Origin of the sequence: Sphaerospermopsis sp. LEGE 00249, assembly GCF_014299995.1 — a bacterium.
Lineage (GTDB): Bacteria > Cyanobacteriota > Cyanobacteriia > Cyanobacteriales > Nostocaceae > Sphaerospermopsis > Sphaerospermopsis kisseleviana.
Map to the genome: position 1 here is coordinate 1 of NZ_JACJUZ010000027.1, position 26,186 is coordinate 26,186.

The 26,186-nt window shown below is 36.9% G+C and carries 26 protein-coding genes and 2 pseudogenes; 12 read left to right on the forward strand and 16 right to left on the reverse strand.

What is annotated here, in order from left to right; all coding sequences use genetic code 11:
• Positions 1 to 124 precede the first annotated feature (124 nt).
• Positions 125 to 280, forward strand: a pseudogene (locus tag H5968_RS11290) (IS630 family transposase); the annotation flags it as partial.
• Positions 281 to 973: 693 nt separating this feature from the next.
• Here the strand turns inward: H5968_RS11290 and H5968_RS11295 are convergent.
• Entirely contained in the window at positions 974 to 1,804 is an 831-nt protein-coding gene (locus H5968_RS11295) for a 3'-5' exonuclease (RefSeq protein WP_187040030.1), read from the reverse strand.
• Between the two features lie 342 nt (positions 1,805 to 2,146).
• On the opposite strand from H5968_RS11295, the gene H5968_RS11300 reads away from it, so the two are divergent.
• Entirely contained in the window at positions 2,147 to 2,401 is a 255-nt protein-coding gene (locus H5968_RS11300; protein WP_255427111.1) for a hypothetical protein, read from the forward strand.
• A 98-nt stretch (positions 2,402 to 2,499) separates the two neighbouring features.
• Here the strand turns inward: H5968_RS11300 and H5968_RS11305 are convergent, their stop codons facing one another.
• The 3 genes from H5968_RS11305 to H5968_RS11315 form a co-directional block, all read right to left on the reverse strand.
• A complete protein-coding gene (locus H5968_RS11305; protein ID WP_187040032.1) occupies positions 2,500 to 3,150 on the reverse strand; it encodes a DUF3226 domain-containing protein in 651 nt (216 codons plus the stop codon).
• A gap of 2 nt (positions 3,151 to 3,152) precedes the next feature.
• Positions 3,153 to 4,316 (reverse strand): ATP/GTP-binding protein, encoded by a 1,164-nt coding sequence (locus H5968_RS11310; RefSeq protein ID WP_187040033.1) that lies wholly within the window; start codon positions 4,314 to 4,316, stop codon positions 3,153 to 3,155.
• 101 nt (positions 4,317 to 4,417) lie between these two features.
• The gene (locus H5968_RS11315; RefSeq protein WP_187040034.1) at positions 4,418 to 4,999 is read right to left on the reverse strand and encodes a hypothetical protein; all 582 of its coding nucleotides are present in this window, start codon (positions 4,997 to 4,999) and stop codon (positions 4,418 to 4,420) included.
• Positions 5,000 to 5,153: 154 nt separating this feature from the next.
• On the opposite strand from H5968_RS11315, the gene H5968_RS11320 reads away from it, so the two are divergent.
• The 4 genes from H5968_RS11320 (at position 5,154) to H5968_RS11335 (ending at position 6,147) form a co-directional block, all read left to right on the forward strand.
• Positions 5,154 to 5,345 (forward strand): type II toxin-antitoxin system HicA family toxin, encoded by a 192-nt coding sequence (locus tag H5968_RS11320; protein WP_187040035.1) that lies wholly within the window; start codon positions 5,154 to 5,156, stop codon positions 5,343 to 5,345.
• Complete coding sequence (locus tag H5968_RS11325) at positions 5,345 to 5,560, forward strand: type II toxin-antitoxin system HicB family antitoxin (protein ID WP_187040036.1); 216 nt, start codon at positions 5,345 to 5,347, stop codon at positions 5,558 to 5,560. Before H5968_RS11320 ends, H5968_RS11325 begins: the two co-directional genes overlap by 1 nt.
• 72 nt (positions 5,561 to 5,632) lie before the next feature.
• Positions 5,633 to 5,830: a DUF2281 domain-containing protein gene (locus H5968_RS11330; RefSeq protein WP_187040037.1), complete on the forward strand. Its 198-nt coding sequence runs from the start codon at positions 5,633 to 5,635 to the stop codon at positions 5,828 to 5,830.
• Entirely contained in the window at positions 5,815 to 6,147 is a 333-nt protein-coding gene (locus tag H5968_RS11335; protein WP_187040038.1) for a type II toxin-antitoxin system PemK/MazF family toxin, read from the forward strand. Before H5968_RS11330 ends, H5968_RS11335 begins: the two co-directional genes overlap by 16 nt.
• Positions 6,148 to 6,188: 41 nt before the next feature.
• Here the strand turns inward: H5968_RS11335 and alaS are convergent, their stop codons facing one another.
• Positions 6,189 to 8,831 carry an alanine--tRNA ligase gene (gene alaS, locus H5968_RS11340; RefSeq protein ID WP_187040039.1) on the reverse strand — a complete coding sequence of 881 codons (2,643 nt, stop codon included), beginning with the start codon at positions 8,829 to 8,831 and terminating at the stop codon, positions 6,189 to 6,191.
• A 188-nt stretch (positions 8,832 to 9,019) separates the two neighbouring features.
• Between alaS and H5968_RS11345 the strand changes: the two genes are divergently transcribed.
• Genes H5968_RS11345 through H5968_RS11355 form a run of 3 tightly spaced genes read left to right on the forward strand, consistent with a single transcriptional unit; the run spans position 9,020 to position 9,669 of the window.
• A complete protein-coding gene (locus H5968_RS11345; RefSeq protein WP_187040040.1) occupies positions 9,020 to 9,244 on the forward strand; it encodes a type II toxin-antitoxin system HicA family toxin in 225 nt (74 codons plus the stop codon).
• Positions 9,241 to 9,468, forward strand: coding sequence for a type II toxin-antitoxin system HicB family antitoxin (locus tag H5968_RS11350; RefSeq protein ID WP_137668281.1), 228 nt, complete (start codon positions 9,241 to 9,243; stop codon positions 9,466 to 9,468). Before H5968_RS11345 ends, H5968_RS11350 begins: the two co-directional genes overlap by 4 nt.
• Before the next feature lie 3 nt (positions 9,469 to 9,471).
• On the forward strand, positions 9,472 to 9,669 hold the full coding sequence (locus H5968_RS11355) for a hypothetical protein (protein WP_187040041.1): 198 nt from the start codon (positions 9,472 to 9,474) through the stop codon (positions 9,667 to 9,669).
• 87 nt (positions 9,670 to 9,756) lie between these two features.
• Here the strand turns inward: H5968_RS11355 and H5968_RS11360 are convergent, their stop codons facing one another.
• The 3 genes from H5968_RS11360 to cbiE form a co-directional block, all read right to left on the reverse strand.
• Positions 9,757 to 10,551, reverse strand: coding sequence for a Uma2 family endonuclease (locus tag H5968_RS11360; protein ID WP_187040042.1), 795 nt, complete (start codon positions 10,549 to 10,551; stop codon positions 9,757 to 9,759).
• A 43-nt stretch (positions 10,552 to 10,594) separates the two neighbouring features.
• Positions 10,595 to 11,275, reverse strand: a complete 681-nt coding sequence (locus H5968_RS11365; protein ID WP_187040043.1) for an ATP-dependent Zn protease — start codon at positions 11,273 to 11,275, stop codon at positions 10,595 to 10,597.
• Positions 11,276 to 11,410: 135 nt separating this feature from the next.
• Positions 11,411 to 12,622 (reverse strand): precorrin-6y C5,15-methyltransferase (decarboxylating) subunit CbiE, encoded by a 1,212-nt coding sequence (cbiE, locus tag H5968_RS11370; RefSeq protein WP_187040044.1) that lies wholly within the window; start codon positions 12,620 to 12,622, stop codon positions 11,411 to 11,413.
• A gap of 451 nt (positions 12,623 to 13,073) precedes the next feature.
• Between cbiE and cynS the strand changes: the two genes are divergently transcribed.
• A complete protein-coding gene (cynS, locus tag H5968_RS11375) occupies positions 13,074 to 13,514 on the forward strand; it encodes a cyanase (protein WP_015214273.1) in 441 nt (146 codons plus the stop codon).
• A gap of 167 nt (positions 13,515 to 13,681) precedes the next feature.
• Here the strand turns inward: cynS and H5968_RS11380 are convergent, their stop codons facing one another.
• Positions 13,682 to 16,552 (reverse strand): glycerol-3-phosphate acyltransferase, encoded by a 2,871-nt coding sequence (locus H5968_RS11380; RefSeq protein ID WP_187040045.1) that lies wholly within the window; start codon positions 16,550 to 16,552, stop codon positions 13,682 to 13,684.
• Positions 16,553 to 17,046: 494 nt separating this feature from the next.
• On the opposite strand from H5968_RS11380, the pseudogene H5968_RS11385 reads away from it, so the two are divergent.
• A pseudogene (locus tag H5968_RS11385) lies at positions 17,047 to 17,571 on the forward strand (SGNH/GDSL hydrolase family protein); the annotation flags it as partial.
• Here H5968_RS11385 and H5968_RS11390 read toward each other — a convergent pair.
• Both H5968_RS11390 and H5968_RS11395 read right to left on the reverse strand, forming a co-directional pair.
• Positions 17,548 to 18,117 (reverse strand): hypothetical protein, encoded by a 570-nt coding sequence (locus tag H5968_RS11390; RefSeq protein WP_187040046.1) that lies wholly within the window; start codon positions 18,115 to 18,117, stop codon positions 17,548 to 17,550. The pseudogene H5968_RS11385 and the gene H5968_RS11390 sit on opposite strands and share 24 nt — an antisense overlap.
• 271 nt (positions 18,118 to 18,388) lie before the next feature.
• Complete coding sequence (locus H5968_RS11395; RefSeq protein WP_187040047.1) at positions 18,389 to 18,577, reverse strand: hypothetical protein; 189 nt, start codon at positions 18,575 to 18,577, stop codon at positions 18,389 to 18,391.
• Between the two features lie 288 nt (positions 18,578 to 18,865).
• On the opposite strand from H5968_RS11395, the gene H5968_RS11400 reads away from it, so the two are divergent.
• Positions 18,866 to 19,414 (forward strand): pentapeptide repeat-containing protein, encoded by a 549-nt coding sequence (locus H5968_RS11400; RefSeq protein WP_187040048.1) that lies wholly within the window; start codon positions 18,866 to 18,868, stop codon positions 19,412 to 19,414.
• Between the two features lie 140 nt (positions 19,415 to 19,554).
• Here the strand turns inward: H5968_RS11400 and H5968_RS11405 are convergent, their stop codons facing one another.
• The 5 genes from H5968_RS11405 to cobG all read right to left on the reverse strand — a co-directional run bounded on the left by H5968_RS11405 (position 19,555) and on the right by cobG (position 25,913).
• On the reverse strand, positions 19,555 to 19,935 hold the full coding sequence (locus H5968_RS11405) for a hypothetical protein (protein WP_187040073.1): 381 nt from the start codon (positions 19,933 to 19,935) through the stop codon (positions 19,555 to 19,557).
• A gap of 998 nt (positions 19,936 to 20,933) precedes the next feature.
• Entirely contained in the window at positions 20,934 to 22,676 is a 1,743-nt protein-coding gene (cobJ, locus tag H5968_RS11410; protein WP_187040049.1) for a precorrin-3B C(17)-methyltransferase, read from the reverse strand.
• A 318-nt stretch (positions 22,677 to 22,994) separates the two neighbouring features.
• Entirely contained in the window at positions 22,995 to 23,699 is a 705-nt protein-coding gene (locus tag H5968_RS11415; RefSeq protein WP_187040050.1) for a precorrin-2 C(20)-methyltransferase, read from the reverse strand.
• Complete coding sequence (locus tag H5968_RS11420) at positions 23,696 to 24,325, reverse strand: precorrin-8X methylmutase (RefSeq protein WP_187040051.1); 630 nt, start codon at positions 24,323 to 24,325, stop codon at positions 23,696 to 23,698. The genes H5968_RS11415 and H5968_RS11420 overlap by 4 nt, the downstream gene beginning before the upstream one ends.
• Before the next feature lie 25 nt (positions 24,326 to 24,350).
• Positions 24,351 to 25,913, reverse strand: coding sequence for a precorrin-3B synthase (cobG, locus tag H5968_RS11425; RefSeq protein ID WP_187040074.1), 1,563 nt, complete (start codon positions 25,911 to 25,913; stop codon positions 24,351 to 24,353).
• Between the last annotated feature and the right edge of the window lie 273 nt (positions 25,914 to 26,186).

Genomic DNA, 26,186 nt, shown 5'->3' on the forward strand with positions numbered 1-26,186 from the left:
CTCTTTTAGGTGTTTTAATAGCTTTTCTCTCTGTTCTTGAGACAGATGGTTTTTTGCTGGCATAATTCAGAAGCGATCGCTTAGTTACTTAATTCCCTATTATACAATCTAGCTGCACAACAGCTTATGGCATTCAGCGAAAGAATATATAGCCCACAGATTATTTGAATCAGTAGAACAGTTAGAAGAATTATTAAATAAATTGCTAAACGAAGGAGGTCTTATTATTAAATGGGAGCGCAAAGTTAAAAATAAAGGTAATGCTGTTTATTCGATTTAGCTGCACAACAGCTTAGATTGAATGCTAACGAACTGAATAACAATTTTCTGGATAGTTTATAAAAATTTATTAATGATAATCAAATAATAAGCAAATTAAATTAACGTAAAATTTAGGAATTACTTAGTATTTCCTCTGATTGCTACTGTCGGAAATGATCACTAAGCCAAAAAATTAATATATAGCTGTAGACAGAGTAGTTACGACATCAATTTATTATCATTATTATCAAACTTTGATTACAAGAGGTTTTTACTCCTGACACCTGACTCTTGTACGGGCGAAGCATTCGGAAAATAGCCTTTTCATAAAATTGATAATTGGTCGCCCGAATGCTTCGCCCCTACGACTTGATATAGCAATTCACCTATCTGATGTCATGATAATCACATTTCACCATAATTGCAAGCACATCATAGCTGATTCTTGAGGTAATTTTTTTGTGGCTTTTTAAGTCGAATTGGACGGTCTCAAGAAGTGTGAAGCAAGCCAATTGGCTACTTTGAAAAGTAGGGTTCGCAAGCTTTTATCCACATCAGAAAATTTACGTGATGCAATGGAAATCGTTCTCAAGCAAGCAGCGTCCTAATTAACTTGGCTACAGCTATAGCTTGCCCAAATTTTAATATATTTTGGGCAATTTTTATCACAGATGTCTTAACATTCAACACTTCTGTAAATAAAGGTATCCCCTCAAGAGATGTGTTTCCTGTTGTCTGAATTATGAATTGCTTTCCAAGCTCTTTTCAAAACTTTCTTAGTAGATAATGAAAAATCGCCTTTATTCATCATCCAGTCATAATAACCAGGATCTTTGGAAAAAACTTCTAACAAACTCTGACCTTTATATTTACCAAAGTTAAACAAAATAGCTTGCTTCTGCTCATCATAAATCAACTTATTACTAGGATCTAAAAAATTAAATGTAGTCAGTTGACTTAAAACTTTAATATCATTGGTAATTGGTACAGGAACAGGAGAACCATCATTACTATATTCTACATTTTCATAACGTTGAATTTGTGCTTTAAAAACTTGATAGGTAGCACAAATATCAACTGCTGCATCATGCGCTCCTTCTAAATCTTGACCACAATAAAACCTATAAGCTGCTCTTAAATTGCGTCGTTCCATTGTGTGAAAAATACTTTGTACATCTACTAAATTTCTCCCTGATAATTTTAAACAAAGTCCTGCACGTAAAAATTCTTCTACCAGCAGAGGAATATCAAATTTATTGGAATTAAAACCAGCTAAGTCACTATCATCAAGAAAATTTAAATAGTCAACAGCAATTTCTGAAAATGTCGGTGCATCTTTTACATCATCATCATAAATTCCATGTACTAATGAAACAGTAGGAGGAATAGGAATTGTGGGATTAATTATCTGGTTTTTCAGTTCTTCCCTACCATCGGGAAATACTTTGAGGATAGCAATTTGTACAATTCTATCTTTGATTATATCTACTCCTGTGGTTTCTAAATCAATAAACGCCAGTGGTTTTAATAAGTTAAGTTTCATAAGGATTTGGGATTCTATATAATTGGTGTGTAATAATTGGTGTGTAATTTGACAAATAGATTATACGCAATTTGCACTCCCACTAGAACGTCGATTCAGTAATGCTAGGTAATCTGTTTTTACCTTGTAGGGGCGAAGCATTCGGGTGATAACCTATCGCTGAAACCAGTTCATATTCTGTCCGAATGCTTCGCCCTTACGATTAATGAATCGGTGTTCTAGGAAACTAATTATAAAATAATTATATCACATTCCGTTATGATCAAGATCATACTTGACCAGGTTGTGAAGTTTTAAAAATATGAGTAATTGAGTAATGAAGATAAAGCAAGGATGGATAAAATGGAAAATCAGCTTATTGATATGCGATTAGCGGTAAGTGCTTTATTGGAAACTGCTACTCATCATCAGCGTAATTTTGAAACTATGCAGCGTAACTTTGATACTTTGGTCTTGGAAATTAGAGATATGCGTTCTGATATGATGCAGATGCAGTCTGAGATTAGAGAAATACAGATGGATGTGCGGGGTTTGCAAACTGAAAATCGGCGGATTCTTGATATTTTGCAAAATCGTCCTCCTGAACAGGAATCTTAATTTTTAGTGAATTTTAAATTAGTGAATTTTAAATTAGTGACTTTTAAATATGTATTTTTAGATCCCTGACTCCTTTAAAAAGTTGGGGATATTTTTAATCACAAATCATATAACTCTTTAAACCAATTGATAAACCCCTGCACTTTAGGATTGTTGGGATTTAAAATATTATACTTTATAGCTTGATGTATTTGTCTCCCTGGTTCATTTTGCCATGCTAACCAGGTGTAAATTTCTGCTTTATCAATATAAGATTCTTTAAATGTTGCACCTTTATTTTTTGCTTCTCTGACTACTTCCTGTGCATATTCCCAAAGATATTCTCCCTGTTCGGGAATCATATAACCTAAAAATGTTTCTAACATTCCTTCTATAATATTATTTGGCATAATCCAAACACCAAATTTTTGATTATCTGGTGTATTAATAATTAACCCATTTTCTGGTAAAGCTTCAGGAAGATTAGGAATATTTGGAAAACAAGCATTTCTGATACTTTGCCAACGTAAAAAAGCATCATCATCAGCATCTACCATTAAACCTAAATGTGTGCGTCCTCTAGTTTGCAATTCTGTGTATATGAGATCAGAAGTAATATTTTCATAACCTCCACATTCTTGAATTGATATAATTGCTTCTTCTTTCTTATTACCCCAGAAAATCCCATTTTTTTCAATTAATTCTGGTATCACTCGTAAATCATCTTGACCTTCAACTAATAATTTTTTAGGTTTATCATTTTTTGCCATTGCTAACGTACCTCCAATTCTCTTTCCGCAGCAATGACCATTTGAGATTCATTGAAAACTATACTTTTTGATTTATCTTTCTCAATTCTATGAATCCTAATACCATCATCAGTGACATTTTCTTGTTGTGCAATTTCAGCCAAACTTTTCCAGCAATCGCTATTATGTGTAGTTGCAAAAACTTGTACATTTAGTCTTTTAGCTGTTTCCCAAATCATTTTCCACATACCGGACATTGTAGTAAAATGAAGTCCGGTATCTATTTCATCTACAAATAAATAACCATCTTTAGCTGATACTATAGCTAATGCAAGTCCTAATATTCGCCAAATTCCATCTCCCATACTTCCAATAGGTACACGCTGTTTTTTGTCACTAAGACGGACAAAAAAACCAGTATGTGAGTCAGCAACAGCAGAACGTAATCTCGCTATCTTATTAGTTTTTTGGACATTTGCTGTAGCAATACGTTCAATTTTTGGATCAATTATTTTCAACGCTTCTGTTGCTAGTTCTTCTTCAGGAGTTAATACCACTTCCTCAAATAATTCTTTCATATTTGTAGTATTTAAAGAAGAAGCATTGACAAATATTGTCTTATTCAATTGATTCTTTTTGTCTCGGCTAGAACGTTTAATCAGTCTCAAGGATAAGCAATTATTATCTAACAGAGGCATATTTACAATTTCTTTAGCTTCATTTTCTCTATTCCAAATTACTCGGAAGTTTAGGCTTTTGAAATTACTTGATAATTCTTCAATAAGTTCTCTTTTTTTTTCTTCGTCTAACTCTTCTAACTCCTCTAAATCAGCATCAATATGTAACTTTATACTTCCTATATTGACAGAAAACTCTTCTTGAACATTGTCATTAATTCCTGAAATAGAAAATTGACTATCTATATCAAATTGATGATCGTAAAATAAATGACAAATATCTAGTTCACGCTCTTCTCCTGGATCATCACTCCAAAAATACTCACCCCGGTTAATCATTATTTCACCGAGTGGTTCAAGATTAGTTCGTGAACATAAAAGCTGAATAGCTTCTAATATAGAAGTTTTACCGCTATTATTTTCACCGACTAGCAGATTAATTCTACCTAGTTGCTGAAGTTCAAAGGATTTGAAACCTCGAAAATTCTCTATTTTTACACTTTTCAACATAATTTTTAAGATGAAGACAACAGAGAAATAATGAGAGTAGTTTTATTATAACATTTAAATCCCCGACTTCTTAAAGAAGTTGGGGATATTAGAGAGAGCAATTAGTCTATAACATTAGCATTAATATCTACATAATCTTCTATTGCTTGTTCTAAAAGTTTAGTTTCATCAGTAGAAAATTGAGGAGATGGTAAAAATAAACTGACTAAAGGACGAAAAACTTGATACTTTGCAACTGCCATGAGAAAACCGATTGCAAATTGAGGAATATGATTTCTCACAAAATTTGTAAAGTCTATAAAAATACTGTAAATTTGCTCCCACCAGGTAGGATCTCTTCTAGCAATTTCATTTTGAATATTCTCCAGTTCCGTTGTAATCTCATCGCGCTTGAGGTTTAAAAAATCAATACCATCACGAGTTAAAATACCATGTCTATTCCATGTCATTGTGAGATGGTCAACATTATCCAGTATTTTGATAATTTTTCCATAATGTAATTCATTAAATAAAGTCTCCTTAGAATATACATGACTTTTAAATATCCAAAAGCCTTTTTGTTCATAAATCATCAATCTTATCCGTTTTATTTCTCTGTCTATTTTTGTGAATGCTCCTCTAAGAATAGTTTTTTGCTCAAATGAATATTTTTGATATTCATTGATTTTTTGTATGACTATCATGATTGGAGTTCTCCAATAAGTTTTTTAATACTTAGGTTGTATCATACTAATGTATAAACTCATATAGTATGTAATTAAATTTAACACACAACCTCTGTATTAGTGCTGGTTCTCTAAAAAGAATAAATCACTAATCACGCTATGATAGTAAACAATGAAGGTTAAAGAAGTTCTCAAAATCCTAGAAGATGATGGTTGGTATATAGATCGCATTAGAGGTAGTCACCGTATCCTCAAACATCAAATTAAATCGGGTATTGTGGTAGTAGCGGGTAAACTTAGTAAAGACTTAGCAGAAGGAACTCGAAAGAGTATTTTTTCCCAAGCACAACTGGAGGATAAATAATGAACAATTATGCAGTAGTCTATGAATGGGCAGGTAGTAATTATTCTGCTTACGTTCCAGATTTACCGGGATGTATTGCTTGTGGTGATACTCTACAAGAAACAGAAGAACTGATTAAAGAAGCTATAGAATTGTATTTGGAAGTGTTAAAAGAAGATGGAAAACCTATACCCAAACCTTCTACAAAAGTAGGTCAAGTTGCAGTGAATATATAAATCTAATTACTTTATACTTACTGCTGAATTTGATATGATATTTATTGAGAGTTAGAAAATAGTGAAAATCCAATGACAATTAAAGAGCAAATTACGCAAGAATTAGAAAAACTACCTGAACCTGTGTTACAAGAGGTTTTAGATTTTGTGCAGTTTTTAAAAACTAAAAAACAACGAAAAGAGATGTTAGAAATTACGATTATGAGTGAATCTTCACTGGAAAAGGATTGGTTAAAACCAGAGGAAGACGCAGCATGGCAGAATTTATAAAAGGTGATGTTGTAATCGTTCCCTTTCCATTTTCAGATTTAAGTCAAACCAAACGTAGACCAGCTTTAGTTATTGCTACACTTCAGGGAAATGACATGATTCTTTGTCAAATTACCAGTCAATCTGTCAGTGATAGATATGCCATTGGATTAGATAATTCTGATTTTAACTCAGGTGGGTTAAATCAGCAAAGTAATATTAGACCCAATCGGCTTTTTACTGCTGATAAACAAATTATCCTATATAAAGTAGGTGAAATAAAATCTGAAAAATTAACAGAAGTGATTAACAAAATTTTTGAGATTATACAGTATTAGACAAATCCCCGACTTCTGTTAAAAAATCGGGGATCTAAATTCTATTTCAACCCTGCTAATAAATCACTTTTCGCAGTTTCTAAAGCTTGCGGTAACTTACTTGCATCCCTTCCCCCAGCTTGCGCGAGATTGGGTTTTCCACCACCACCACCACCGCAAATTTTCGCTACATTTCCTACAAATTTACCTGCTTGGATTCCTTTTTTATTCACTTCAGAACTAAAAGCAGCAACGATACTTACCTTTCCCTCTTCAGGAATAGAACCTAAAACCACTGCACCATTACCGATTTTTTGCAGTAATCTTTCCGCAGCATCTTTCAATGATTCTGCGTCTACATCTTCCATCTGTGCAACAATAATTTTATGTTCTCCTACGGTTTCCGCAGTTTGTAATAAACTGTCAGATTTAACTATTGCAAGTTGTGATTTTAGAGTTTGAATTGTTTTTTCACTGTTGCGAAGTTCGGTTTGTAAAGTTGTGATTCTGTCGGGTATTTCTTCCGGTTTGATTTTAAAGCGGAAACACAAATCTTTAGTTACTTGATCTCGCACATTCAAATAATCTAAAACCGACGCACCAGAAACCGCTTCTATTCTTCTCACTCCTGATGAAACTCCCGCTTCAGATATGACTTTGAAAACGCCTATTTCCGCAGTATTATTAACGTGAGTTCCCCCACATAACTCCATCGAAACACCAGGGAAATCAATTACTCGTACTTCATCACCGTATTTTTCACCAAACATTGCAACTGCACCTCTAGCTTTTGCTTCTGCTAAAGGTAATACTTCAATTTTGACAGAATGCGCTTCAGAAATCCAACTATTTACTAATTCTTCCACCTGTTGAACTTCATCCGCAGTTAAAGCGCGAGGACAGTTAAAATCAAAGCGCAAGTTATCAAAAGAAACTAAAGATCCTGCTTGGGAAATGCTTTCATCAACTACTTTCTTTAAAGCAGCTTGTAATAAGTGGGTTGCTGTGTGGTTAGCTTGAGCGCGACGACGACAAGCGGTATCAATTTGGGCGGTAATTTGATCACCGATTCTAATTGTACCTCGTTCTATTTTACCAAAGTGAACAAAGAAATCAGATTCTTTTTTCACATCTTCAATTCTGATTAAAATTCCATCACCGGAAATATATCCTTTATCTCCAATTTGTCCCCCTGATTCCGCATAAAATGGGGTTTTATCCAGGACAATTTGTACTTCTGTACCTGCTTCTGCTTCTTCTTGGGAAATACCAGCAACTAACAAAACTTCTATTTTTGCGGTTGCTGCTAATTGATTATATCCTAAAAATTCGGTAGAGTGGATATGTTCTGCTAGTTTATCCAAAGAACCTTGGACAGTTAAATCAATGGTTTCGTGTGCTGCTTTTGCACGTTCTATCTGTTTCTGCATTTCTGCATTGAAACCATCAACATCAACAGTTAAATTCTGTTCTTCGGCGATTTCTTGAGTTAGTTCTAAGGGGAAACCAAAGGTATCATATAAGGTAAATGCACTTTCTCCACTGATGGAAGTTAAACCTTTTTGTTTTACCTCTTGGATGATTTCCGCTAACAGCTTTTCACCTCTTTCTAAGGTTTTCAAGAAATTAGCTTCTTCTCTGGCTAATTCTGCTTTAATTGCGGTTTCTCGTTGTCGTAAATTGGGGTAAATTGATTCAGAAAGAGAAATTGCGGTTTCTGCAACTTGGTTAATAAATTCTCCAGAAATTCCGATTAATCTACCATGTCTGACAACGCGACGAATTAAACGCCGTAAAATGTAACCTCTACCAACATTAGAAGCACGAATTTGATCAGCAATCATGTGAACTACGGAACGAACATGATCACCAATTACTTTTAAGGAAACTTTGGTTTTTTCATCACTTTGATGATAATCAATTTTGGCAATATTCGCCGCAGTTTCAATAATCGGGAAAATCAAATCTGTTTCATAATTATTAGGAACTTTTTGGAGAATTTGCGCCATTCTCTCTAAACCCATTCCTGTGTCAATGTTCTTATTTTGTAATGGGGTGAGATTTCCTTCTGCATCCCGATTATATTGCATAAATACCAAGTTATAAAACTCGATAAATCGGGTATCATCTTCTAAATCAATGTGATCATCTCCCAATTCTGGGTGAAAATCATAATAAATTTCTGAACAAGGACCGCAAGGACCAGTGGGACCAGAAACCCAGAAGTTATCATCTTCTCCCATGCGTTTAATGCGTTTTTCTGGAACTCCAATTTTATCCTTCCAGATGTTAAATGCTTCGTCGTCTTCTTCAAAAACACTGACAACTAATCTTTCGGGAGGTAAACCAAAAACTTGTGTGGAAATTTCCCAACCCCAGGCGATCGCTTGTTCTTTAAAATAATCACCAAAGCTAAAATTACCTAACATCTCAAAAAATGTATGGTGGCGTTTCGTCCTGCCTACATTTTCGATATCATTGGTACGGATACACTTTTGAGAAGTTGTAGCGCGTTTAAATTCCGGTGTGCGCTGTCCTAAAAATATGGGTTTAAATGGTAGCATCCCCGCTATGGTTAGCAGTACGGTGGGATCTTCCGGTACGAGGGATGCACTGGGGAGGGGTTGGTGTCCTCGTTGGGTGTAGAAGTCAAGGAATAAAGCGCGAATATCGTTACCGCTAAGATACTGGGGAGTTGATGACATGAGTGTTTAAGAAATCAATTTTAATTAAGTTGGTCAGTTCTGCAAAAAGCATCATTACTATTTATTAGTTATGCCATAAAATTAGAGCTATGGTTAGCTTTCACCATCTTTTGTATATAGTGTCCTATTGCTCCTTGGTATCAAATTAACATCCATTGAGATACCTTGATAATATTTACGTTGAAAAAATGCCTCAAAAAATCAGAGAATTAAAAAGTCTACTTAAAAAAGCTGGGTTTATTTACCGTTCAGCAAAAGGAAGTCATACTCGTTGGTATCATCCTTTATTACCAGAAGATCCTATTACTATTTCTGGAAAAGATGGAGATGATGCTAAACTGTATATAGAAAAAGAAGTTAAGGAAAAATTAGCTAAATTAAAATCAATTCAAAAAGAGGAGTCAGAACAATGAATTTACCCTATACTATCATTATTCACTGGAGTAATGAAGATCAATGTTATTTAGTTCATTTACCTGAATTTCCTACTCAAAAATATCATACTCATGGTAACACTTATGAAGAAGCTGTAAAAAATGCTCAGGAAGTAATAGAAATGTTGGTCTCTGAATATCAAGAAGATGGTAAACCTTTACCTATTGCTAAATCTTTAGAACAATTAATTAATGTGGCTTAATTTATGCAATTAGAAAAACTTTCTTCTATTGATGCAGCTATCATTTTAGAACATTTACCAGAAAGAATTAGAACAGCTTTAATTAACCATGCAACAGAAATTGAATATCCAGTTGAAGCTATTATTGAAATGGCTATAGCTAGTTTCTTGGATACAGAAGCTTTAGGTTTTGCAGACTGTAAACCAGGACGCGGACAATAAAAATCGTGATATCCAAGATCCCCGACTTCTTAATTTAATCATCTCAATAAATTATGATTTCTTGGTAGAAGTCGGGGATCTGAATTTTTAATCTATATCAGGTTCAACACCTAAAGCACGTAATTGGGCAATTAATCTTTCTGTTTTTTGTCTCTCCTGTTCTGCTCTTTGTCTTTCTTGATCTGCGCGTTGTCTTTCAAATTCTGTGGGAGTTAATACCCAATTACCATCTTTATCATACCACCGCAACCAAGGCATATTTACATTTTTATAACTACCTTCCCAAACTCCCAAACCTAATTCTATGCTGGGTATCCAAAAACGATTATCAGTTAAGGTTGCTTCGGTATAGCGATTCTCTTTCAGAGACACTTCGTGAACGCCATTTAATTGAAACATCCTAAACTCAGATTGATAACGATCAAAAATTGCGTAATAAGGTACTCTTAAAATCTGCTCGTAAATTTCCCATTTACCAGGTGGTTTTTCCACATCTGGCAATGTTTGACCTAAGTCTTCTTTTTCTGTTCCTGGTGATAGTAATTCTACCACAATATAAGGATTAACTCCTTCTTGCCAAACTACATAACTTAATCTTAAATCTTTTTGATCACTATATAAATAAGGTACACCCAAAACCGCAAACCAATCAGGACGTTTATACCACAATGGATGACGAGAATCATAATACAGATTCATGTCACTAGCTGTAAATATTTCCTCACTCGTATAATTAGCTGGAGAAAATGTTTCTGATAATAATTGTGGTTGTAATAAATGAAATTGATCTGGCAAACCTTTCTCCTCTGGATCTTCACTCGGTAGATCATACATTGTGGGTAATGTTTCTTTCGGGGAAAGTGGCGGATCTGTTTGATACATTTTTCCCTGTCCTCAATAGATAGTTTCTATTTCTATATTTCTATTATGTCGCAATTTCACCAATTACCTTTTTGCATTCTTCAACAGCAACCCCTTTTCTCATTGCTTCCACTAAACTTTGATAAATCTCCCAATTTTCCTGAATCAAATTTTTAGCTTGCAATAAATGAAATCTTTGTTTCTGTTCAAAAATTCTCTCCTCAAAACCCAAAGCTGTTAAAAATTGATTTAACTTAGCTTTATCATCTCCACCACCTTCAGCAGACTTAAAAACTAACATTTCCGCAGCAATTCCCGCCATCCAAATATTACAATATCTTTCTACCATTGAAACGCCAATTTTGCCCCGTTCCAACTGTTGAGCAATTTCATTATCTTCTAATATTATTCCCCCTTGTCCCGGTTGTCCAATTTTCCAAGCTTCCCACGCACTAAGAGTATAATCTGTAACGCTAATTCCTAATAAATGGGCAACTAAAAAATGTCCTGCTTCATGATGTAGAATGCGTTCTTTATAAGTAGGAGAAAATCGCGCCAACCAATCTAAAACTATTGTTCCTCCCTTACCTTGAAAACTAAAATTATCTAAAGTCGCAATACCTAAAAATCCCACTATAGTTAAAGCTGGGATAGTTGGGGAAAGGTTGATTAATGGTCCCAACAACGTAGAAATGGTCATCAGGAAAACAGAGATAGCAATAAGATTGATAGCGGTTTGATTCATGGTAGGTTTTTGTTAAAAAAATTGTGTTAAAGTGATATTACAAAGAGTATAATAATAAAATTATATCACATATATCACATATATCACATATATCACATATATCACATATATCACATATATCACATATATCACATTCTATTTATATCCTACCCACTGCGTGACTTGAGCCATCCCTTTCCAACCTAAAAATTTACCAATAGGTTCTGCACGTTGAATAGATATCCTGGTAAAATTTCCCCCTACTTTTTCATACCATTCAAATAAGGTTTTTTCCCCTTCCAAAGTCACAACATTAGCTACCATTCTTCCCCCTCTTTTTAAAGCATCCCAACATATATCAAATAATCCTGGTGCTGTAACTCCCCCACCGATAAATATAGCATCAGGTGTGGGTAAATTTTGGATAACTTCTGGTGATTTTCCAGCAATAATTTGTAAATTGGGTGTACCTAAAGCAGCAGCATTATCAGCAATATAATTTAGTCTATTCTGATTTTGTTCAATAGCGATCGCCCCACATCTAATATTACTTCGCATCCATTCTATAGAAATAGAACCACAACCCGCCCCAATATCCCAAAGTAATTCACCGGGTAAAGGTGCTAATGTTGATAATGTCACCGCCCTTACTTCTCGTTTTGTTAATTGTCCATCATGGTGAAAAGCACTATCAGGTAAACCGGGAAATCTTGATAAACCAGTTATTCCTAAATCTGCAATACATTCCACGGCAATTGTATTTAAAGATGCGATATCTTGATGATTCCAATTATTGACAAATCCTGTTAAAATCCGTTCATTAACACTACCCATTCTTTCTAAAACTGTGATTTTACTATTCCCATAACCCCGGTTTTTTAAGATTTCAGCAACAGTTTCCGGTGTGTTTTTACCTGCACTTAAAATTAAGAATTTAGCACCAGGATAAATATAAGATTGCAAGAGAGAAACAGGACGACCGCATAAACTTAAAGTTTCTGTTTCTGTAAAGTTCCAACCTAACCGAGAACAAGCTAAACTAAAAGCGGAAGGTGAGGGAATAATAGTAAGTTCATCAATAGGAATATGTTTAATAATAGTAGCACCCACACCATAACACATTGGATCGCCACTAGCTAAAATACAAATTGATTTGCCTGTATCACGTAGGTTGATAATTTCTTGAATAGAATTATTAAAAGGAGATTTCCAAGTAATTTTTTCCCTATTATCTTCAGGTGGTAACATTGCTAAATGACGTTCCCCACCGATGATAATTTGAGCTTGGTTAAGAATAGAAAGAGCGATCGCACTTAATCCCTGAATTCCATCTTCACCGATGCCGATAATTGATAACCACTTTTGCATAATTCGTCATTATTAATAGTATTCTGTCAAGATAATTTAGATGCGTTTCCCCTGAAGTGCCAAGATTGCTAACCCAAAAAACAAAAATTCGTTTGACCACCTAACCAAAATTTTGCTCAAAAAAATATTACTAGAAACTTATTCTTTATAATCACATAATAATCACATATTTTGAATTTCATTTAATCAATACTCCAGAGACTTTTTTTATGCTTCGAGTATGCCTTCACCTTAAGAGCCTTAATCGACAGCACCACTGGCATCATGTCATACCAGCGAGTATGAATCAGGGGTATGGCAACGATTCAAGAAAAATTCCGCCATAGTGCTTGAAACACTTATCCAGAGGTAATTGTAGTGATTCCAGAATTTAACATCTAAAACTTTGCCTAGTTTACGTTATCATGGTAAGATTTCTTCGTGCAAAATTATTTACTTTTAAATTTACCAGATGTCTATTCCTGAAATTACGCAAACTTTATTAGAGGCAAAGAAAGAGAAAGGTTTAAGCTTTGCTGATTTAGAAAAAATTCTGGGACTGGATGAAGTATACATTGCGGCTATATTCTACCGTCAAGCTAGTGCATCACCTGAAGAAGCTAAGTTATTAGTAGAAGCATTGGATTTAGCCCCCATCTATATCCAAGAATTGACCAAATATCCAGTCAAGGGATTGGGGCCTGTTGTCCCAACAGACCCACTGATTTACCGCTTCTATGAAATTATGCAGGTCTATGGCTTCCCGATCAAGGAAGTAATTCAAGAAAAGTTTGGTGATGGGATTATGAGTGCAATTGACTTTACCTTAGATGTGGAAAAAGAGGTAGACCCCAAAGGCGATCGCGTTAAAATTACCATGTCTGGTAAATTCCTACCGTACAAAAAGTGGTAGAGATTTACATAAATGGTTAGTAGCAGCCTTCTTATTTCATTCCCATGCAGAGCATGGGAACGAGTCAGTAACTCTTCTCCCCTGCAACGCCAGTCGCCTCAAGTCGGGAGACCCGCCCACGGCGCTGGCTCCCCTGACCCCCTGCTTCTTCTGTCACCTGTCACCTGTCACGCTAAAAATTCCTCCAGTTCCACAATACCCTTAGAACCATCAATGCGTACTTGTTGACCATCCTGAAGGAGATAGGTAGCACCGCGCACATCCATAACTGCGGGAATACCGTATTCACGAGCGACGATCGCCCCATGAGAAAGTTTACCACCAGCTTCGGCTATGACTCCTCCCGCCCTGACTAAAATAGTCGCCCAACCAGAATCGGTATAAGGTACAACTAGAATTGTCTGTTTATTAATTTCTCCTGCTTCTTGTAAATTTCGCACTACCTTAACTTGTCCGGCGGCCTGTCCTTGACTGGCGGGAATACCTAGTAAAATATGGTCAGAGGTATCAATGGGTGCAGCGATAGGATGGGGGGGATTGTTACCGTAAACTAGAGGGGGAATTTGAGTAATTTGGCTATCTTCGAGAAATTGCGATCGCCGCTTTTGCAATAACTCAGCAACTTGATCTCTCAGTTCTGGATCAGCGTTTGCTGCTAAACGTCGCACTTCTCCTAATTTCAAAAAGAAGATATCCCCTGTTTGCTTTAATAAACTTTCTTTGAGCCACATCTTTTCTAAAGCTAAAAATGTCCAGCGTAATTCCGCCAATAAGCGAGAATAAACTTCTGTGACTCTACCTTTAAGATCCACCCGTCTTTGCACAAAACCTTGGTGACGCTGTTTAGATTCATCCGTATTTGCTGCTTCATGTCCTTGGATGAACTGAACAAACATTTGTCTGACTAGGTGAGGTTGTTCTTTCCATCTGGGGACGGAAATATCAGTTCCCACTTCACTCAAATAACCATAATCTTCCAATATTTCGGCAAAATCGTCTAAAATTCGCCGCCCTTCTGGAATTTGTTCCAATTGCTCAAAAATTCTTTCTGGCTCAATCTCCAGTAAGATTTCTTGGGCATCTGCGGCTAAAAGTTTCAGCGATCGCAATGATGCTACTTCAGGAGTAATACTGTGATCAATTTGCTCCTCTTTCACCCCAGACACCGCTTGCCGGATAGCAGCACTCAAGGGAGATAAAATACTGTAGTAAGTACCCTGGTTGAGCAAATCAAGAATTAAGTCCACTCTGGTTAACAACTGCGGTGGTGATAATTCCTCAATCGCTTCATTTGCTAATTTTGTCAACCCCGGAATAAATCTTTGACGATAATCCCGCTTAAATTCCTGTTCTAAGCTGATTTCTCGCTGTAACAGCTTTGTCAATCCTGGTAAATTCTCCAAGGTGGAAGCTAGAGGCGGTTTACTCATTTTTGCGCCTCTGGTTAAAAAATCCAAACTTTCTGGGGGTAAACCCATCTCCAGAAACACTTCACCTAAAAAGGAAGCATTAAAGTAAGCTCTAGAATAATGCAGCGTCGCCATTTTGGTGAAATCTAACTCGCGGGTTTTGTCACCTAAGACTATGGTGAACAGTTCTCCCCACATCCCACAAGTTAAGGGTAAATTAATTGACCAGGTTAAGGGATGAATCACACCGGGAATGACTTCAGCGGCGATTTTCCTTGTCCAGATTGGTAGTAAGGTGGTAATTGGTCGTGCTTGCAATACCCAGAGAGTTTGTCCGTCATAACTCCACTCTACATCTTGGGGAACGCCATGATAACGTTTTTCTAATCTTCGGGCTAGGTATGCTACTTGTTTGATTAGGGGTTGGGGAATTTTTCCTTCTCCCTCAAATTTTACTGTAGATAATTTATCTTCACCGACGACAAACACCCGATATTGTTCTGGTGTGATTTTCCCGGAAACAACTTGTGCGGGACTTCCTGATACTGCTTCAATGATGACTGCATCACCTTGTTGGGCAATGGGATCACGACTAAAGGCCACACCAGAATATACACTTTGGACTTGGGGTTGAATCAATACGGCCATGGCCGCATCTTTCCCACCAAGATTGCGCCGATACTCTACAGCAGTAGGATGATTATAGGAGGCTTGAACTTGGGCGATCGCTAGTTCTAACTCTTGTTTATTAGTAACATTCAATACTGTTTCGTATTGTCCCGCCGCAGAAGCTTGTTGTGAGTCTTCCCCAATCGCAGAAGAACGGACTACTAAGGGTGACAGGGATGATGGTTGCAGAAAATCAATCAACAAACCAGGATCATCAAAGGGCGCTAAAATCCAGCCTTTTGGCACGGGATAACCCCAGCGTTTGATTTGTGATAATGTAGCTGCCTTAGCTCCAAATACCTCTGGTTCTAAGTCATCATCTAAAGTGATAATCGTTTGCTCACCACCGCTTAAATATTGCATCATCGGTTGTGATTCTGTGTCTGCTTCTGCCACTGGCAGATCCATGTCATCGGGCATTTGTTGATAAATCCAACCGACTAACCCCGCTAATGCAAAGGCAGCGATAATTTTTGGGAAATCATTAAAATGTAAGACTGCTACAAATACGGGAAATAAAATTAAAACCCCATATTTGATCGCCTGTCTAGAGCGCAAAATGATAAAACCAATAGCTGCTAATAAACTCACAAATCCGGCAATTAGGGGATCGTGCATCAAAAATCCCCAAACTACGTTTGTTGTTCCGGCTCCTTTCCCTAAAGCATATCTCCCTATCACTAAGGCGATCAAAGCTATTAATTCCCAAAATGAGCCTTGAGGAAAGAAAATACGGGCGATTGATACTGCTGCAATTCCTTTAAAAGCTTCCGACAGCACTGCCAGAATCCCCACTAGTTTACCACCGTGATAGAAAGCAGCAGAGACGCTAATATTTCCTGTACCCGTTTGTGCTAATCGCTGACGCTTGAGAGCGTAAGTAATCCAAGCAATTAGCGGCATTGCCCCTAAGAGTGGGCAAGTAATTAAAATAACTAATAAACCCCAAAGCTGAAACATTTATTGTTGTTTTTGTATTTTAGATTTATATTGCATCTAAAGTTGCAAATCGCAAATCTAAATTTTAATTATTTCTCACTATTTTTTTTAGATTGTTTAATTTATGCCTTGATGGACACTGAGTAGCTAGGTTAACCTTCGTTGTTCAGTGTCCTTTGAGCTTATCAATGATCCTAGTTTAACGCATAGGCAGATTGCAACGCCCACAGGATGAGTGCTGCTATAGATCCCAGAACTAGCACAGTAGAGATTGTGACTACTTTTGGTGAATCCGCACCTTCAAATTTCATAATTCCGCGATTTAAGTCGGACATACTTTTGTAAGCCTCCTTTGTTACATTCCCAGTCTGTCCGATTTGATTGTAGTCTTTCTATTCACCTAATGATGTTAAATTCACATTATTATTTTGGGAATAGGTGATTGGTGACTGGGGACTGGGGACTGGGGACTGGTGATTGGGGAATTGCTTTAGCGAAGCTTACCGAAGGTATCGCTGTTTGGTTTTGGTAATCCTCTCATTTACATTGGTGATGAACAAATTGGTTATTTATTATCACCTAATCAAAGCACCCGTCGTATGGGCAACCGCATTGAAATTAATAAATATTCTGTGCGAAGTGCGACAATACAAAAAACACCTCAACCATTGACACTGCGAATTTTGCTTTTAGGTGATTCTATTGCTAATGGCGGTTGGTGGACAGGTCAACAAAATACTATTTCTAGTTTAATTGAAACTTCTTTAAAATCTCAAAAATATCAGAATAATTACCAACAAGTGAAAGTTTTAAATACTTCTGCTAACTCCTGGTGACCAAGAAACGAATTAGCTTATTTACAGCGTTTCGGCAATTTTCAAGCTCAGGTGATAGTGTTATTAATTAACACTGATGATTTATTTGCTACTGCTCCCACCTCCCTACCTGTGGGACGCGATCGCAACTAACCAGATCATAAACCGCCTTTAGCAATTATAGAATTTTTACAGCGTTATTTAATTAAACAAAAACCCATACCCATAAAAATTCTCAGATTCCACTTTACCAGAACGAATCCGCTGATGATAAACAACACGGTTAAATAAACTAACTTGCATCTGGGTAAAATCAAACGCCAAGAGATTTTTCTTACCTAGATATTGCGCTAGTCCCGTCAGTTTTAACACCATAGATCCCAGTTGAGCTTGATTAGAAATTTCGCATTTACCAGATGCTGTTTGTGAATTTGTGTGTAAACTTGTTTGTAAACTGGCATCATCTAAACTGGCACTAAAAGAAATATAAACTGCGGCAAACTTTGGTAAATAAAAACCCTTACCCAAAATAATTCCCCCACGCTGTCTAACTTTCTTAGTACCAGTAGCAAAACAAAGCCGCCATTTACCCATCAAAGACTCAAACGGATAATTTAGGCGTTGCTGCTTGGCAGATTTTTCTGCTGCTAGTAAAGCATTGATAACTATTTCCGCCGAGGGAGGTTTATTTCCCTCTCGATAGGCGATCGCAGTTTGAGTTAAGATACTGAGAAAATTAAGCGTGGTAGTAGATGTCAAATCAGCCGTCATGTTAATAGTTGTTTTTTCTATGTCTAAATAGGGCTTGCTGAATAAACTAAAAACCTTGATAAATCAAGGGTTTCAGGTGGAAAATCAGGAAATCAGTGCAGGATTTTTCAGGGGTATACTCCTAAAAGCGTGCATTTTCCGGGTGAAATTTCAAAGAATTGGTTACTAACAGATCACCCAAACTCTTGCCTATTCCCTATTCCCTATTCCCTGCCTTAACGAAGAGACTTTTTCAGCAAAGCCTAAATAGATTTTAACCTTGATCAACAAGCTACCCAACTTTTCCCAGAATTGGTAATCTGTCTGATAGCTGATGGCATAAATACAGCAGATTGCAGATTATAGCAGTTTTCATGTCTTTAGACCACAATAAGGGCGAAGCATTCGGACGACCAATTATCAATTTTTGTCCCAGGTTATTTTCCTGTAAGGGCGAAGCATTCGGGTGATAAATTATCAATTTTTATCACAGGTTATTTTCCTGTAAGGGCGAAGCATTCGGGTGATAAATTATCAATTTTTATCACAGGTTATTTTCCTGTAAGGGCGAAGCATTCGGGCGATAAATTATCAATTTTTATCACAGGTTATTTTCCGAATGCTTCGCCCCTACGACTCCTGACTTCTGCTATCTTTCTACTTAGGAAAGATTAAAAATCCTAAAATCTTTAGCACAATAGTATAACCCGATTGTCTTTTGCGTGGTTTGAGGAGTTGAACTTATCTAAAGACACAGAGAGGTAAAATTATGGACGCTAATAGCTTCCTGAGTCAATATACATCAGGAAAACGGAATTTTAAGGGAGCAATTCTGCATCAGGCACAGTTAACTCAAGCTGAATTAACTGGTGTTAATTTATCTGAAGCTGACTTGAGTGGTGCTGATTTAAGTGAAGCCAACTTGAGTAAATGTAATCTATCTAGAGCAAATTTGACCAATGCCGATCTCAATGGCGCAAATTTGCAAGGTGCAAACTTGAGTGAAGTAAATTTGATTGGTGCTGATTTGACAAGAGTTAATTTCCAGGAAACTAACCTCAGTCGTGCAGACTTGCGATCCGCAAATTTAACGTCAGCTAATCTACTGGGTGCAAACCTCAGTGAAGCAGATATCAGTGGTGCTGATTTCAGCAGTGCTAATCTTCAAAAAGCCAATTTGATTGGTAGCAATATCGAAGAATCAGAACTCTATGATGCAGATTTAACTGGTGCAATCATTTCTGAACCAGAGATGACTGAGGAAGTTCTGCATATAGGTTTATCCCATACATGGATCACATGGGCTGGAAGTTATTGATTTTTCAAGGGGAAATGGGAAATGGGGAATAGGAAATGGGGAATAGGAGTCATGGATTTTGGATTGTTTTTGTCATCTCCAGTCTAAAATCTAAAATCTAAAATCTAAAATTTTCTTCCCCACTCACCAGTCACCACTCCTTAATAAACTAAAGGTGTTACACCACGCATTGCTCGTAAAGAATTTATACAAGCTGGGCAATCACAGCCAAATAAATCCACGGCCATATTGCTTTCTTCAATATTGAACTCTAGCATCTGAATATCAGCAGGAGTATCAAAATCTTCTGCTTGAGCTTGATACTCTGGAATTTGAGCTAATACAGAAGCTCTAGCACATACTAAACCAACTTTATGTTTATTGCGAATACAGGACAAATTATCTTTACTTTGGGCTGTATTCTGGGATGTATTTTTAACTGTTGGTTCTATCGCTTGGGCTTGCTTGAGCATCACTCCCATAGTCAACCAGGAGCTAATCAATACAGGAGAAGAAAAGAGGCTTAGTATAAATTTGTTCATCATCTTGCTTGATATAATGTTCTTGACTGCTAAGGATACACGATTAAATCTTTCAATTCAAGAGAACAGCTATCAGGAATAATAATAGTTGATTCCGGTGCTATAGAGTGTCAGTATTAGTCACTGACCAGTTATTTAATTTTTTGGACATAATTGTAGTAGTTATGTCTTTTGACTTTGACAATTTTTTCAATCCTCTTCCTTTCAGAGAGAGGTCATTGTCAATTGTCCATTGTTAATTGTCCATTATTGAAGTGTGTAGCCAGGAAACAGCAAGGATCAGGAAACAGGAAAGACGGGTTTTAGTTATTCAATCAATTTAGATATTGACTGAAAATTAACTATTAAAAAATGAATAATAAAATGTCCGCAAGAGCGGACATATATCAGGGCTTCTGTCACTTTTATTGGCTACAATCATGTATGGAACATGATGCTTTTATTGTTGATGATCAAAACCAAAAAATCAAGGGTTTACAAGCATTAGACTAGACATAACTACTTGAATTTTATCTTTTTATATAATAAGCCTTGATGAGTGATTAGAGACGTTGACCGGAATGTTTGTATGGAATTATTGTCAAATTTGTAATTACAGAGAACCAATTTTGTAGATAAATTATCAAGTCTGACTCCAACAGCGATGATGATTTTGACTTTTGTTAGCACAACTTTGGTTAAGGATATTCTATATTCTGCATCTTGGCAATTTTCTAGGAAATATCAACAGGAAAATCACCTGATAAATATTTTGGTTGTTTATATAAAACAATTTGTCTAATAGCATAGCAAAAATTACTAAAATCGGACATTTATTTTTAGACATAATTCCGATATTTATGTCTTTAAGTTCTGAAGATTTATGGTATTTTTAAATTAAATTAAATTAAAAAGGTAAAGGTGGTCAGGTATGACAAGCCCTGAGAATAATCTGTTATTCTTGGGGTTTTATTCATCGACAATTAAAAATGAACCTGGAATGAAACAATTGTCAATTATCAATTGTCAATTATCAATTGATAACGACGTGGTGTATAAACTCTTGTATCTTTTTCACTGGTTTCAATTTTCCGAGTTTGGGAAGAACCAACAATAATCAAAGTTCGCATATCAGCATCCTTTGGTTCTAATTGTTCCAAATTAATGACTTTTACCGTTTGTCCTGGTCTGCCAAGATTCCACCCTAATATTACCGGGGTATCTGGTTTTCTGTACTTTAGTAAGATATTTTTCGCTTCTTCTAATTGCCAAGTTCTTTCTTTGGAAATAGGATTATAAAATGCAATTACAAAATCACCTTGGGCTGCGTTTGTAATACGTTGGGTGATAATTTCCCAAGGTTTTAAAATGTCAGAAAGAGAAATTACACAAAAGTCATGTCCCAAAGGTGCGCCAATAGCTGCTGCGGTGGCTTGCATGGCGGAAATACCAGGAGCTACTTGAATATCAATACTTTGCCATTCTGGTTGTTGATATTTATCTATGACTTCAAAAACTGCGGTGGCCATTGCATAAATACCGGGATCTCCTGAAGAAACTACTGCTACATATTTACCTGTTGCGGCTAAGTCTAAGGCCATTTTTGCCCTTGCTTCTTCTTCTCTATTATCCGATTCATGAATTTTTTTACCTTCAGCTAAAGCACCAATTAAATTAATATAAGTCTTATAACCAACTAAATCTGTAGCATGATTGAGAATTTCTTTAACTTCGGGTGACATCCATTTTGATGCACCAGGTCCAGTACCAATAATGGCTAATTTTCCCTGTGGTTGTCCGATGGTTTCGGGGTTGATAATTTCTGGAGAAATACTCAGAGTAATCTGGGAAAATGGAGAACACAAAGATTTGTTATTTGGTTCTGTACCTGCACAAACAACTGCTTCATGAAAACAGTATCCTTGGGTGGTAAATTTTGTCAGTTGACTCACTGCAAAAAACCGAATGGGTACTTGAAAAATGTGGGCGATATTTTCGAGTATGGGATCAGCAGCGAGGTAAAGAGGTGCAAGAATAACTGCGACTGCTTTGGATGAAACCTGTGCGTCTTCTAGTAGTTCGTAAATGTGGCTAAGTGTTCCTGAGTTGGGGGAAGTAATGGCGATCGCTACTTTTTTGGGATGATAAACTAAACAGTCAGGTTGAGGAATTATTTTTTTTTCTGTCACCTCAATAGTTAACTCCCCATTTTCATCAATAGGTAAGTTACTTTCACTCAACCAAGGTGCTGTTCCTACTAATTTAACTTTTGCCCCTGCTAATAAGTCAGATATAAATTTTTTCGCATTCTCTGGGTTAGCTAAATGATATCCAAAAGGAGGAGATAACAACGCTGTCCGAAAACGCAAATCTCCTGTAGTTGTAATGGCAGCTTGTACTTTTAAAGCTGCTGCTATTTGCCGTGCTAATTCATTTACTCCACTTAGTCCACCCAAAAGCGGGACAACTGCACTACCATCTTCAGCTATAGCTAATACTGGTGGTTCTTGACTTTTATCTGTAATCAGTGGTGCTAAAGTTCTGATCAAAATCCCAGATGCACATATACCAATTATCGGTGTGCCAGCGGCGAATAAGTCCCGCAGTGTATCGCCAAAGTTTGCAAAACTCACATCAACATCACAGGTACGACTTGCTAACCCATATAATTTCGCTCCTGGTAAAATACTTGTAATTTTCCTTGCTACTGTGATACTATTTTGACCCAGTATGACAACGGCAGATGTCAACCTTGTTTTCATTTAATATTTATGTTTATTTACTTATTTTAAGATAGTTCTTCCTTATCAGGAGATACTCTATCAGGTTTTCAGATGGGTGTCAATAGTCTTAACTTACTATTGCGCGGTGACTGGGGACTGGGAAGAGGTAACATATATTCTTTATCCTGACTCCTGTACGGGCGAAGCATTCGGGTGATAAATTATCAATTGTTGTCTAAGGATATTTTCCTGTAAGGGCGAAGCATTCGGACGATAAATTATCAATTTTTATCACAGGCTATTTTCCGAATGCTTCGCCCCTACTTCGCCCCTACGACTCCTGACTCCTTGAACTCCTTAAAGTCTTTGCTTAGTCGGAATAACGATCATCGAGAAATAAGGAACTTGTTCGGGATCTACTTCATCTAGAGGTAAAATTCTTTGCTGTGTTGTTGTTGCCCGTTCAATATATTTTGCCCGTGCAGCTAGTCCTAATTGATGCAGGATATCACGCACTTTAACAAAATGACGGCCAAGTTTCATGATGGCGGCTGCATCTGTAGCCAACAGTTGGGCAGTTAGCATTTCTGTGGGCAGTGTAGCAGGTAGAACTGTAAGAATATCGTTGTAGTAGGTGAAGGGTACACCCAAGGATACTGGACAGGCCATTAAGGAAGAAATGCCAGGAACAACTTCCGTCTGATACTGGTCAGATAAACGAGTAAAGATATACATGAAAGAACCGTAAAAAAACGGGTCGCCTTCACACAATACAACCACATCCCGACCGGCTGCTAGATGTTCACCTATGGGTTCAACTTCTTTGTCATAAATGGCTTGGGCTTTTTCTGGTTCTAGGGCGCGGGGAAGATGATACAAAACTTCTATTTGATTACCCGGTAAGTATGGCGACACGATTTTTCTGGCGATACTTTCCCGGTCTATTGCTGACTGATAGGCAATAACAGAGGCCGAACGTATTAAGCGTAATGCTTTTAATGTCAATAGTTCTGGATCTCCAGGACCAACACCAACTCCATACAGACGACCTTTTGAGTTCATATTTCTTCCTCGGTTGCTATGGCGTTAATGGCAGCAGAAGCGATCGCACTGCCTCCTCTTCGTCCATTTAAAGTCATAAATGGCACACCACGACTATCTTCTGCTAAAGCGACTTTTGATTCGGCCGCACCGACAAACCCCACGGGAAAGCCTAAAATTAATGCCGGACGTGGTACTCCCTCATCTAGCATTTCCAATAATCTAAATAAGGCTGTGGGTGCATTACCAATGGCCACAACTGCCCCATCTAAATGAAAACGCCACAGTTCTAAAGCTGCTGCTGATCGAGTATTTCCCAGGCGTTTGGCTATTGTTGGTACTTCTGGATCATTCAAAGAACAAATAATTGCGTTATTGGTGGGTAATCTTTTTCTGGTAATTCCTTGTGCAACCATGTGACAGTCACATAAAATTGGTGCGCCAGATGCTAAGGCTTTTCTACCTGCTGCCACGGCATTGAGTGAATATGCTAACTCTGGAACTATATCCGGCATTCCACAGGCATGAATTAAACGAACAGCAATTTGCGCTACATCATCCGGTAGGGTATCTAATTTAGCTTCTGAGCGAATAATGGCAAAAGATTTTCTGTATATTTCCTCAGCATCGCGTATATAATTATACATAGTTTCGATATTTGGAATTTGAGACTTAAATGGATTGAACAGTGAACAATTGTTTGAGTTCAGATATATCATAACGATTGGCAAATTCTCTAAATGATTCTTGAGAACTAACCCGTTTCATTTGATACACTTTTAACATTCGTTCCATGAGTTGAGGTAATTCGGCAAAAGTCACATTTTCATAAATTGGACGACCAAATTGTTGTAAGGTATCGTCACCAAGATACACTTGATATCCTTCCCTGGATTCATTTTCTGCCTCAATTTTCACTCCTAGCAATGTAATATCACTTTGATGATGTTGAGCGCAAGATTTAACACACCCACTAAAATGAATATTAATAGCAGAATCTAAGGTGATGTGAGTTTCTAAATATTCTCCTAATGTTAAAGCGTGAGTTTTGGTGTCTGTTGCAGCAGCAGCACAACCCCGCTTTCCTGAACAGGAAACTAACCCGCTTTTAATGTTGGTAGCTGAATAACTCAGTTCTAGATGGGCAATTTCTCTTTGCACTTGTGCAATGTGTTCTTGGGCAATATCTGTGATTAGTAAATTCTGCCAAGGTGTGAGTCTGAGATTACTATTACCATATTTGGCGGCTAAATCAGCTAAACCCCGCATTTGCCAAGTTTGCAACCGTCCCAAGGGTAAAACAACACCGATATAATATAATCCTGATTGTTTCTGTTCATGTATGCCAATATGGTACATTTCTTGATTATTTTGATTATTATGTTTAGCTTCATCATGTAAATTTGCGAGTTTGCTTATTTGTGTGAGATTTTGAGATGCTATTTCTTTGGCTACCTGGAAATTATTTGCAGTTAAATACTCTGTAGCTTGTTGTAAATAATTTTCCCAGCCCAAATTATCAATAACTTCCCGCAAGCGTGGTTTACGTCGGCTACTAGGATCTGTATGCTGTAAGTAAACCTCTGCTAAAGCACCTAAAAATGGTATACATTGTGCGGACGTTAATAAAATTCCTGTATTTATAAAAAATTTTTCTTTTTCACCACCACAAAAATGCAAAATGAGATATACTAATTTATGTCCCCATTTCCCCGTAGGAAAGAACTTCGGTTCTTTCCTACCCCCCTGATCAATCTCAACAGCCGCTAAAGTGATATCATTGGGGAAGTGTTTGAGAGAAAGTTTTCCACCACCATCGAAGCCAACGCTAAATTTTGCCGAAAGTCCGCCTAAATGGGAATTTTTTGTGATGTATTCATCCCAAGCTTTCACCAGAGGATGAGTATATATTAATTCTTGAGAGTCTATACCCGTAATGGGACTCGTCATAATATTGCGAATATGGTCTACAGCAGGATTAATAGAACCTAATCCCATTTTTTGTAATTGCTGGAGAATATCAATATTTATTTCTTGTTTAATTTCTCTGATTTGTAAATTAGCGCGATTGGTAACATCAACATAGCCGCCTCCATAATTATCCGCTATATTGGCGATCGCGTGTAGCTGTTCACTATTCAAAATGCCACCGGGTATTCTTAGGCGAGATAAGATGCCATCTTGGGCTGGTGTGGTGTAAAATAAACCTGGACAAGCTGTAAATGGACTTAACAAAATGGTCACTCCTTCCCCGTGCGACGCGGAGACAGAACAGGGATAAATTTCCTAGAGTTGGCATTCTGACTTGTTCAATTTAGGATTTTAGATTTTGGATTTTGGATTTTGGATTTTCTGATTACCCTTATTTTGTTACAATGTTTTTCTCAGTATCAATCATCTAAAATTAGCAATCTAAAATCTGACATTGCTTTACAGCTGCGGCACAGTCCCGGAATTTAACCGGAGTTTCCCAAATCTAAGATTTTGAATTATACCACAAAAAAGAAT

What these genes read in the sequence shown, in the direction of transcription:
- H5968_RS11295 (WP_187040030.1), bottom strand. Translation starts at nt 1,804, where the DNA reads ATGAAACTTAACTTATTAAAACCACTGGCGTTTATTGATTTAGAAACC.
- H5968_RS11300 (WP_255427111.1), top strand. Translation starts at nt 2,147, where the DNA reads ATGGAAAATCAGCTTATTGATATGCGATTAGCGGTAAGTGCTTTATTG.
- H5968_RS11305 (WP_187040032.1), bottom strand. Translation starts at nt 3,150, where the DNA reads ATGGCAAAAAATGATAAACCTAAAAAATTATTAGTTGAAGGTCAAGAT.
- H5968_RS11310 (WP_187040033.1), bottom strand. Translation starts at nt 4,316, where the DNA reads ATGTTGAAAAGTGTAAAAATAGAGAATTTTCGAGGTTTCAAATCCTTT.
- H5968_RS11315 (WP_187040034.1), bottom strand. Translation starts at nt 4,999, where the DNA reads ATGATAGTCATACAAAAAATCAATGAATATCAAAAATATTCATTTGAG.
- H5968_RS11320 (WP_187040035.1), top strand. Translation starts at nt 5,154, where the DNA reads ATGAAGGTTAAAGAAGTTCTCAAAATCCTAGAAGATGATGGTTGGTAT.
- H5968_RS11325 (WP_187040036.1), top strand. Translation starts at nt 5,345, where the DNA reads ATGAACAATTATGCAGTAGTCTATGAATGGGCAGGTAGTAATTATTCT.
- H5968_RS11330 (WP_187040037.1), top strand. Translation starts at nt 5,633, where the DNA reads ATGACAATTAAAGAGCAAATTACGCAAGAATTAGAAAAACTACCTGAA.
- H5968_RS11335 (WP_187040038.1), top strand. Translation starts at nt 5,815, where the DNA reads ATGGCAGAATTTATAAAAGGTGATGTTGTAATCGTTCCCTTTCCATTT.
- alaS (WP_187040039.1), bottom strand. Translation starts at nt 8,831, where the DNA reads ATGTCATCAACTCCCCAGTATCTTAGCGGTAACGATATTCGCGCTTTA.
- H5968_RS11345 (WP_187040040.1), top strand. Translation starts at nt 9,020, where the DNA reads ATGCCTCAAAAAATCAGAGAATTAAAAAGTCTACTTAAAAAAGCTGGG.
- H5968_RS11350 (WP_137668281.1), top strand. Translation starts at nt 9,241, where the DNA reads ATGAATTTACCCTATACTATCATTATTCACTGGAGTAATGAAGATCAA.
- H5968_RS11355 (WP_187040041.1), top strand. Translation starts at nt 9,472, where the DNA reads ATGCAATTAGAAAAACTTTCTTCTATTGATGCAGCTATCATTTTAGAA.
- H5968_RS11360 (WP_187040042.1), bottom strand. Translation starts at nt 10,551, where the DNA reads ATGTATCAAACAGATCCGCCACTTTCCCCGAAAGAAACATTACCCACA.
- H5968_RS11365 (WP_187040043.1), bottom strand. Translation starts at nt 11,275, where the DNA reads ATGAATCAAACCGCTATCAATCTTATTGCTATCTCTGTTTTCCTGATG.
- cbiE (WP_187040044.1), bottom strand. Translation starts at nt 12,622, where the DNA reads ATGCAAAAGTGGTTATCAATTATCGGCATCGGTGAAGATGGAATTCAG.
- cynS (WP_015214273.1), top strand. Translation starts at nt 13,074, where the DNA reads ATGTCTATTCCTGAAATTACGCAAACTTTATTAGAGGCAAAGAAAGAG.
- H5968_RS11380 (WP_187040045.1), bottom strand. Translation starts at nt 16,552, where the DNA reads ATGTTTCAGCTTTGGGGTTTATTAGTTATTTTAATTACTTGCCCACTC.
- H5968_RS11390 (WP_187040046.1), bottom strand. Translation starts at nt 18,117, where the DNA reads ATGACGGCTGATTTGACATCTACTACCACGCTTAATTTTCTCAGTATC.
- H5968_RS11400 (WP_187040048.1), top strand. Translation starts at nt 18,866, where the DNA reads ATGGACGCTAATAGCTTCCTGAGTCAATATACATCAGGAAAACGGAAT.
- H5968_RS11405 (WP_187040073.1), bottom strand. Translation starts at nt 19,935, where the DNA reads ATGAACAAATTTATACTAAGCCTCTTTTCTTCTCCTGTATTGATTAGC.
- cobJ (WP_187040049.1), bottom strand. Translation starts at nt 22,676, where the DNA reads ATGAAAACAAGGTTGACATCTGCCGTTGTCATACTGGGTCAAAATAGT.
- H5968_RS11415 (WP_187040050.1), bottom strand. Translation starts at nt 23,699, where the DNA reads ATGAACTCAAAAGGTCGTCTGTATGGAGTTGGTGTTGGTCCTGGAGAT.
- H5968_RS11420 (WP_187040051.1), bottom strand. Translation starts at nt 24,325, where the DNA reads ATGTATAATTATATACGCGATGCTGAGGAAATATACAGAAAATCTTTT.